This is a genomic window from Halolamina salina (genome assembly GCF_042678005.1).
In the GTDB taxonomy this organism is placed as follows: Archaea; Halobacteriota; Halobacteria; order Halobacteriales; family Haloferacaceae; genus Halolamina; species Halolamina salina.
On the sequence record NZ_JBHUDH010000157.1, the window covers coordinates 1 to 7,714 of the forward strand.

Here is a 7,714-nt window from a genome sequence, read left to right on the forward strand (position 1 = left end):
GCGTCGTCGACGACGTGGCCCGCGTCGAGGAGGCCGGCGGCGCGGCAACGATGGCGATGCTCGGGGAGACGGTCGTCGCCGTCGACTGCGAGGGCGTGCTGGCGAACCGGACCCGCGTCTCTACCGAAGGCGCGCGGTTGCTGTAACCCCGCCACTGCCCCGGGCCGCCGCGACCACCAGCTTCAAGCCCGGCACCCGTTCCAGTACGGACATGGACGGCCACGCCGCGGCGCCCGGCGCGGGGACGGTGCTCAACGCGCTCGCGACCGGCCGGGGGGCCGCGTTCGCGCTCGATTTCGAGACCGCCGCCCACGTCGAACTCGACGGCTCGGGCGACATCGAGGGGGAGATCGACGGCCAGCCCGACGCCGACACCGAACTGATCGAGTGCTGCGTCTCGCTCGCGGTCGAGCGCTGGGGCGACGACCCGGCAGCGACTGCCGATCTTCCGGCACCGGAATCGGTCGGCGGCACGGTCCGAACCGAGAGCGGGGTGCCGACTGCTGCAGGACTCAAGAGCTCCTCCGCAGCCGCGAACGCGACGGTGCTCGCGACCGCCGACGCGCTCGGGCTCGCGGGAATCGTCGACCACGAGGACGCCTGCCGGATCGGCGTACAGGCCGCTCGCGAGGCGGGCGTCACCGTCACCGGCGCGTTCGACGACGCCAGCGCGTCGATGCTCGGCGGTCTCACCGTCACCGACAACACCGACGACGAACTGCTCGCCCGCGAGGAAGTCGACTGGGCAGTGCTGGTCTGGACGCCGCCGGAGCGCGCCTACTCCGCCGACGCCGACGCCGAACGCTGTGCGCGCGTGGCGCCGATGGCCGAACTGGTCGAGGAGCTCGCGCTCGACGGCGAGTACGGGACCGCGATGACGCTCAACGGACTCGCGTTCTCGGCGGCGCTCGGCTTCTCGGCCGATCCCGCGGTCGAGGCGATGCCCCACGTCGAGGGCGTCTCGCTCTCCGGGACGGGACCGAGCGTCGTCGCCGTCGGCGACCCCGAGGGGCTGGAAGCGGTGGAGGAGCGCTGGCAGGAGCGACCCGGCGAGACGCTGCGGACCGAGACGCGGGCGACTGGAGGCAGATACCTATGAGCGAACGCACACCCGACGACATGACCCTGGAGGAACTGCGCGAGGAGATCCAGCAGATCGACCGCGAACTGGTCGAACTCATCGCCCAGCGCACCTACGTCGCCGACACCATCGCCGACGTGAAGGAGGAACAGGGGCTGCCGACCACCGACGAGGATCAGGAGCAGGCGGTGATGGACCGCGCCGGCGAGAACGCCGAGCGCTTCGACGTGGATTCGAACCTCGTGAAGGCGATCTTCCGCCTGCTGATCGAACTGAACAAGGTCGAGCAGCGGGAGTCCCGCTGACGACTACCTCTCGCCGTCGGGCACTACCCACCGCGGCACCACCCGCGTCAACGCCACCATGCCAGCCAGTTCCACCAGCGTCTGCGTGACCACGACGGCCGGCACCAACTGATACACCGCCGGGAGCGCCAGCGCCAGCGGCAACACCACCAGCGAGTTGCGCGTCACCGAGGTGAACACGAGCGCGCGGCGCTCGCCGACTGGCAGGCCCAGCCGCACACCCACGAACCGAGCGATCGGGGGCATCACGAGCAGGAACGCGACGTACACAGGGACGACGCTCACGATCCGACCGATCGAGTCCTGCACGCGCGGTAGCTGTGAGGCGATCACGACGAACAGCGTCGCCGCGAGCATCGGCACCGGCAGCCAGCCCATCGCCGCCTGCCACGACGCCCCGCGCCTGGAACGGTCGGCCCACGCCTCCGTGAGCCACGCCAGCGCGAGCGGGAGCGCGATGATCAGGAGGAACGCTTCGACGAACGGCCGCGGTTCGACCGCCGTCGCGACCGCCGGCCCGACGAACAGCCAGAGGTAGAGGGGGAGCGCCAGTAGCTGGGCGAGCAGCAGCGCCGGCGTCGTCGCAGTCACCTGCTCGGCGTCGCCGCCCGCGAGGCCGGTGAACGTGATGACGTAGTCGATACACGGCGTCAGCAGCACCATGAACACGCCGACGAGCAGCGCGGGCTCCGCCGGGAGGAGCCGCGTGAGCGCCCAGACCACGACCGGGACGACGAGGAAGTTCAACCCCAGCGCGGCCGCCACGAACCGTCGGTTCCGGAACGCGCGTCGGAACCGGACGAACGGCACTTCGAGGAACGTGACGTACAGCAGCAGCGCCAGTACCGGATCGATCAGACGTTCGAGGGTCGGCGCCGCAGTCGGACGGCCGAGGCCGACGACGACCGCGAGCAGCACGGCGACGGCGTAGACCGCGACCTGCCGGCGCTGGAGCAGCGCGTTCCCGTCCATTCGGTGGCCGTTCGAGGGCGCTCGGGAAAACGACGGGGGTCGGCGACCGACGCCGGGATGGTGGTACTTATACTCCCGGGGCGCGGCGTAGGAGGTATACACTCGTCTCCGCCGTTCGATTCGGCGGTTCGTCCGGGCAGCGGACGAAGCCGTCGACGCGCGGGGACTCACCCCATGACCGACTCCGACATCTCGAACGTCGTACTCGTCACGGTCGACTCCCTCCGGGCCGACGCCGTGGGCGCGTACGACGACGACCGCCACACGCCCGTCTTCGACAGCCTCGCCGACCGCGGCACGACGTTCGACCGCGCGTTCGCGAACGGCAACTGGACGCCGTTCTCGTTCCCGTCGATCATGGCCTCCCGGCCCGTGTTCGGCGACACCGGCCGCATCGGCGTCGACGGCGCGGAGACGCTCGCGGAGACGCTCTCCGAGGCGGGGTTCTCGACGGCCGGCTTCAACGCCGCCAACGGGTTTCTGACCTCCCACTGGGGATACGACGACGGGTTCGACGAGTTCGAGCCGTTCGTCGCCAGCGTCGGCTCCAGCATCTACAGCAAGTACCTCGCGACCCACCCGACGGTGGAGGCGTGGCTCCAGCTCGCGACCTCGCCCGTGCGACGCCTCGGCTCGTGGCTCCGCGGCGGCACCGACGAGCGGCCGTTCCTCGACACCTCCCGGATGTTCGACGTGGAGCACGCGGCGACCGACTACGTCGAGTCGGTCGAGGAGCCGTTCTTCCTCTGGATCCACTACATGGACGCCCACACGCCGTACGTCCCGGCGCCGCGATACATCCGCGAGGTCTCCGACGGCCTGCTCGGCACCCACCGGATGATCCACGCCCACACCCGGACGGGGCTGGGCTGGAACGTCGGCGAGCGCACGCTCGCGGATCTCCGAACCCTCTATCAGGCCGCGGTCCGGCAGGTCGACGCCAGCGTGGGCCGCGTGCTCGACGCGCTCGAGACCGCCGGCGTCGACGACGAGACGGCGGTCGTCGTCGCGGGCGACCACGGCGAGGAGTTCCAGGAGCACGGCCACCTCGCACACTACCCGAAGCTGTACGACGAACTGATCAACGTTCCCCTCATCGTCGACGTGCCCGGAAGCGACGGTGGGCGGATCGAGCGACAGGTCGGCCTCGATTCGATCCCCGCGACGGTGGCCGACCTCCTCGGCGTCGACGCACCCGACGCGTGGCAGGGGAGCAGCGCCGCACCGAGCGTCCTCGAGGGAGCGGAACCGGCCGACGAGCCGGTCGTCTCGGTCACGGTCCGGGGCGAGACGGTGACCAGCCAGCCGATCCCGCGATCGCTCGACGACGGCGACCTGCTGGTGAGCGTCCGCGACCGCGACTGGACGTACGTCGAGAACGTCGATACTGACGGCGAGCGCGAACTGTACTACCGGCCCGACGACCCGGACCAGCAGGACGACCTGAGCGACGACCCCGATCCGGAAGAGCGAGCCGTGATCGAGGAGTTCGGCGAACTCGTCGACGCTCACGCCGACCTGCTCCGCGCTGCCGACGGCGACGCCGCCATCGCAGCCGACGGCGTCGACGAGGACCTCGAACACCGGCTGGAGGCGCTGGGCTACCGCTAGATGGTCCGCGCGCTCCTTCGCAGTATGGTGAGCGGCCCGCTCGCGGTACGGCTCCGGCGGTACGTCATCGTCGGCACCACGACGGCGGGCGTCCAGATGGTACTGCTCTGGCTGTTCGTCGACGTCGGGCAGGTGAACTACCTGCTCGGCGCGACCGTCGCGATCGAGATCACGATCGTCATGACGTACGTGCTCAACAACGCGTGGACGTTCGCGTCGATACAGAACTCGGGGTGGGCCGCCTACTTCACGGGGCTGCTGAAGACGAACGTCGTGCGGGGGACGGCCATCCCGATCCAGTTGGCGGTGCTGTACGCGCTGGTCGACTTTCGGGGGGTGCAGTACCTGCTGGCGAACGCCGTGGCGATCCTCCTCAGCGGTATCTATCGGTACGTGCTTGACTCGCGGTGGACGTGGAAACGGACCTGACTCGTGGTTCCGGTAGAACGCGAGCAGTTCAGTACACTCTGCAGGTCAGTGTGTAACGCTACCGAGGCTCTCGGCGACTTCAAGAACCCGTGTGGCGTACTCGGCGGCAGATAATGGCGCATGACTGACTGGAGTGAGCGCATGGCGTCGGGCACCAAGATCCTGCACCGGCAGGCCGTCCGTATCCCGCTCCCGGACGTGGACGCGGAGCGATCCCTCCACGAGAACATGATGCGGATCGCCGACGCCGGCCAGCGAAAGGCCGAACTGCTCGACGATCCGGACGTCCCGTTGACGGAGGTGTACGAGGACGAACTGGCGGAGATGAGACAGAGCTTCAAACACCGCCTACAGCAGGTCGCCGGTGAGGACTACTACAATGTTGCGACCGCGTACCTCGACGGCGAGCGCGACGACTGGGTCGGCGCCCTCGCGGCGTACTATCTGGAGTGTTACTACCGGCTGCAGGAACGCTACACCGTCGACGAGCAGATCTTCTTTCTGGTGATCCTCCGCTACCCGGACTGCTTCACCGTGAACCTCAGCTTCCTCAGCGGCGACATCAGCGACGACGCGGTCCGGTACGAGTCCGCCAAACACCTCGAGGCGGATCTCGACGAGCGCGCCCGAGAGCAGTACTACGCCGACTGTCAGTACTCCCAGCACGAGGCCGCGGAGTACCTCCGCGAGCGCGTCGGCTGTATCCGTGACGCGTTCCCGGACCCGGAGACGACCCCAGTCGAGCAACGTCAGTACGGGGGGTTCGTCCACGTTACTGGCCGGGACGGGACGACGTTCTCGGAGATCCTCGACTCGCTCTCCCCGGACCCGAATCGGTTCGACGACGAGATCTCCGCCCCCGGTCTCGTTCCGGAAGGGCCGGAGACGGGCCGAGCGAAGGAGAACTACGTTGCCGACGCCGAGGTCGAACTGTAGCCGGCGAGTTCGCTGGACGGAGTAATCGCCACTCGGACCTCGGCCACGAGAGTCGCTGCCCGCCCGTCGCCCGCGCTGGCGCCGCCGAACCAACGAAACTTTGCCTGCCGGTGGTGGAGTAGCTGTATGAGCAACTATCACGTCGTGATGGAGGCCGCGTGGCTCGTGCGAGACGTCGAGGATATCGACGACGCCATCGGCGTCGACGGCTCCGAGTCCGGCCGCCGACTCAACGAGGCCGACAAGGAGTACGTCGACGTCGAGGTGGGGCTGACCGACTGCCCGGCCTGTGGCGAGCCGTTCGACTCCGCGTTCATCGCCGCGAGCACCGCCCTCGTTGGGCTGGTGCTCGAAATCGACATCTTCAACGCCGAGAACGAGGAGCACGCCACCCGCATCGCCAAGAGCGAGGTCGGCGGCGCGCTCCGTGACGTGCCTCTGGAGGTCATCCAGACCGTCGAGACCGAGGAGGGCGACGAGGGCGCGAGCGCCGAGTAACTCCCGCCTTCCGAAACGCTTTCAAATTACCTCTAGTTATTCTTGGACATGGAGCTGCCGACACCCGAGGACCTGCGCGAGCGGCGGAACGCGGTGGGACTGACCCAGTCGGCGTTGGCGGAACGCGCCGAGGTGTCCCAGCCGCTGATCGCCCGCGTCGAGAACGACGACGTGGACCCGCGGCTCTCGACGCTCCGGCGGATCGTCGAGGCGCTCGACGAGGCCGAGGGCGAGGTGGTCCGGGCAGCGGACCTCATGCACGAGGACGTGGTCCACGTGAGCCCGGACGACTCGGTCAGCGACGCGGTCGAGCTGATGGACGAGGAGGCGTACTCTCAGCTCCCGGTGATCCAGAACGGCGTCCCGGTCGGCTCGATCTCCCAGTCCGACGTGGTCCACGCCGGCGAGAACGTCGGCGAGCTACCCGTGGCGGAGGTGATGAGCGAGTCGTTCCCGACCGTCGGCGCCGACGCGACCGTCGACGAGATCCGGAACCTGCTGGACCACTACAAGGCCGTGATCGTCACGGAGGGCGGCGAGGCCGCGGGGATCATCACCGAGGCCGACATCGCGAGTCACCTCTCCTAACGTCTGTCGGTCGGGACAGGGGTTACGTCGAGCGGCGTCCTGTAACCCACATCGTCAAAAACATCTCACTCTTCAAAATCGACGGGGATCATTATGTATCGGTCCCAACCCACACTCGGGGGGTTGGATACCCCTTGCGGACCTCGGGAGGGATCGGAGTGGGTTACCGATCGGGAGGCAGTCCAGGTGGCGGTCGCAATCGTCGAACTGACTGCGGAACCCAGACGTGGTGAGGTGTCCGAAACAACGTCTGTCGTCGGTCCACCACGTCAGACGTTGTGGCTCCCCTCACCGCCCCGTCCGGAATACCCCGAGAGCCGTTCGGTCATCAGTTCGTTCACCGACGTACCGGCTGTTTCAGTACGAATAACCCCGCATCAATAGGGTCCCAACAGACCGACTACAGCTCCAGCCCGCGAATACTGACGCCCTCGCCCTCTTCCACCTGCCCGATCACGCGACCGTCGGTCTCCCCGACCAGCGAGTCGGCCCGCTCGGGGTCGACGGCGGCGACGAACCCGGTGCCCATGTTGAACGTCCGGTGCATCTCCTCGTCGCTCACGTCGCCGAGGTCCTGCACGAAGTCGAACACCTCCTGCCGGGGCCAGGGGTCGTCGATCTCGTAGTGATAGTCGCCCAGCCGTTCGAGGTTGGTCCAGCCGCCGCCGGTGACGTGTGCGGCCGCGCGGACGCCGTGCTCGCGCATCGGGTCGAGCAGGTCGGTGTATATCCGGGTCGGTTCGAGGAGGGCGTCGCCGACGGCGTCGTAGCGCTCGCCGGGGTAGGGGTCGGTGTACTGGTACTCCTGCGTGACGGCCTCGCGGGCCAGCGTGAGGCCGTTGGAGTGGATTCCGGAGGACTCCCAGCCCACTAGCGCGTCGCCGACCTCGGCGCTGCCGGGGAAGACGGCGTCTTTCGCCGCCAGCCCCGCGCAGGTGCCCGCGAGGTCCAGCCCCTTCACGACCTCGGGCATCACCGCCGTCTCGCCGCCGACGAGTTCGAGGTCTGCGGCCTCGGCGCCGGCGGCCAGCCCCTGGCCGATCTGCTCGGCGAACGTCTCGTCTGGCTCGTCGACCGCGAGGTAGTCGACGAACGCCACCGGGCGCACGCCGGCGGCGACGAGGTCGTTGGCGTTCATCGCGATGCAGTCGATGCCGACGGTGGAGTAGTCGCCCATCGCTTCGGCGACGAGGAGTTTCGTGCCGACGCCGTCGGTCGCCAGCGCGAGGTAGCGGTCGCCGATGTCGAGCAGGCCGGCGTAGTCGCTGTCGGTGCCCTCGCCCGCGGCGCCGGC

The 7,714-nt window shown here is 68.7% G+C and carries 9 protein-coding genes; 7 read left to right on the plus strand and 2 right to left on the minus strand.

Annotation, left to right across the window (positions count from 1 at the left end):
- The first annotated feature begins 211 nt into the window (after positions 1 to 211).
- Both ACFR9S_RS12950 and ACFR9S_RS12955 read left to right on the plus strand, forming a co-directional pair.
- Complete coding sequence (locus tag ACFR9S_RS12950; RefSeq protein ID WP_379818833.1) at positions 212 to 1,099, plus strand: shikimate kinase; 888 nt, start codon at positions 212 to 214, stop codon at positions 1,097 to 1,099.
- Positions 1,096 to 1,386, plus strand: coding sequence for a chorismate mutase (locus ACFR9S_RS12955; RefSeq protein WP_053948453.1), 291 nt, complete (start codon positions 1,096 to 1,098; stop codon positions 1,384 to 1,386). Before ACFR9S_RS12950 ends, ACFR9S_RS12955 begins: the two co-directional genes overlap by 4 nt.
- A gap of 3 nt (positions 1,387 to 1,389) precedes the next feature.
- On the opposite strand, the gene ACFR9S_RS12960 is transcribed toward ACFR9S_RS12955, so the two are convergent.
- A complete protein-coding gene (locus ACFR9S_RS12960; protein WP_379731335.1) occupies positions 1,390 to 2,358 on the minus strand; it encodes an arsenic resistance protein in 969 nt (322 codons plus the stop codon).
- 174 nt (positions 2,359 to 2,532) lie between these two features.
- Between ACFR9S_RS12960 and ACFR9S_RS12965 the strand changes: the two genes are divergently transcribed.
- The 5 genes from ACFR9S_RS12965 (at position 2,533) to ACFR9S_RS12985 (ending at position 6,420) form a co-directional block, all read left to right on the plus strand.
- On the plus strand, positions 2,533 to 3,969 hold the full coding sequence (locus tag ACFR9S_RS12965; protein ID WP_379818834.1) for a sulfatase: 1,437 nt from the start codon (positions 2,533 to 2,535) through the stop codon (positions 3,967 to 3,969).
- On the plus strand, positions 3,970 to 4,398 hold the full coding sequence (locus ACFR9S_RS12970; protein WP_379731333.1) for a GtrA family protein: 429 nt from the start codon (positions 3,970 to 3,972) through the stop codon (positions 4,396 to 4,398).
- A gap of 120 nt (positions 4,399 to 4,518) precedes the next feature.
- On the plus strand, positions 4,519 to 5,334 hold the full coding sequence (locus ACFR9S_RS12975) for a hypothetical protein (protein WP_379731332.1): 816 nt from the start codon (positions 4,519 to 4,521) through the stop codon (positions 5,332 to 5,334).
- A gap of 126 nt (positions 5,335 to 5,460) precedes the next feature.
- Complete coding sequence (locus tag ACFR9S_RS12980; RefSeq protein ID WP_379818835.1) at positions 5,461 to 5,832, plus strand: DUF555 domain-containing protein; 372 nt, start codon at positions 5,461 to 5,463, stop codon at positions 5,830 to 5,832.
- Positions 5,833 to 5,880: 48 nt separating this feature from the next.
- Positions 5,881 to 6,420 carry a CBS domain-containing protein gene (locus ACFR9S_RS12985; protein ID WP_379731330.1) on the plus strand — a complete coding sequence of 180 codons (540 nt, stop codon included), beginning with the start codon at positions 5,881 to 5,883 and terminating at the stop codon, positions 6,418 to 6,420.
- Between the two features lie 400 nt (positions 6,421 to 6,820).
- Here ACFR9S_RS12985 and purM read toward each other — a convergent pair.
- Positions 6,821 to 7,714 (minus strand): phosphoribosylformylglycinamidine cyclo-ligase (gene purM, locus ACFR9S_RS12990; protein ID WP_379731329.1); only part of this gene is annotated, 894 nt, incomplete at its 5' end.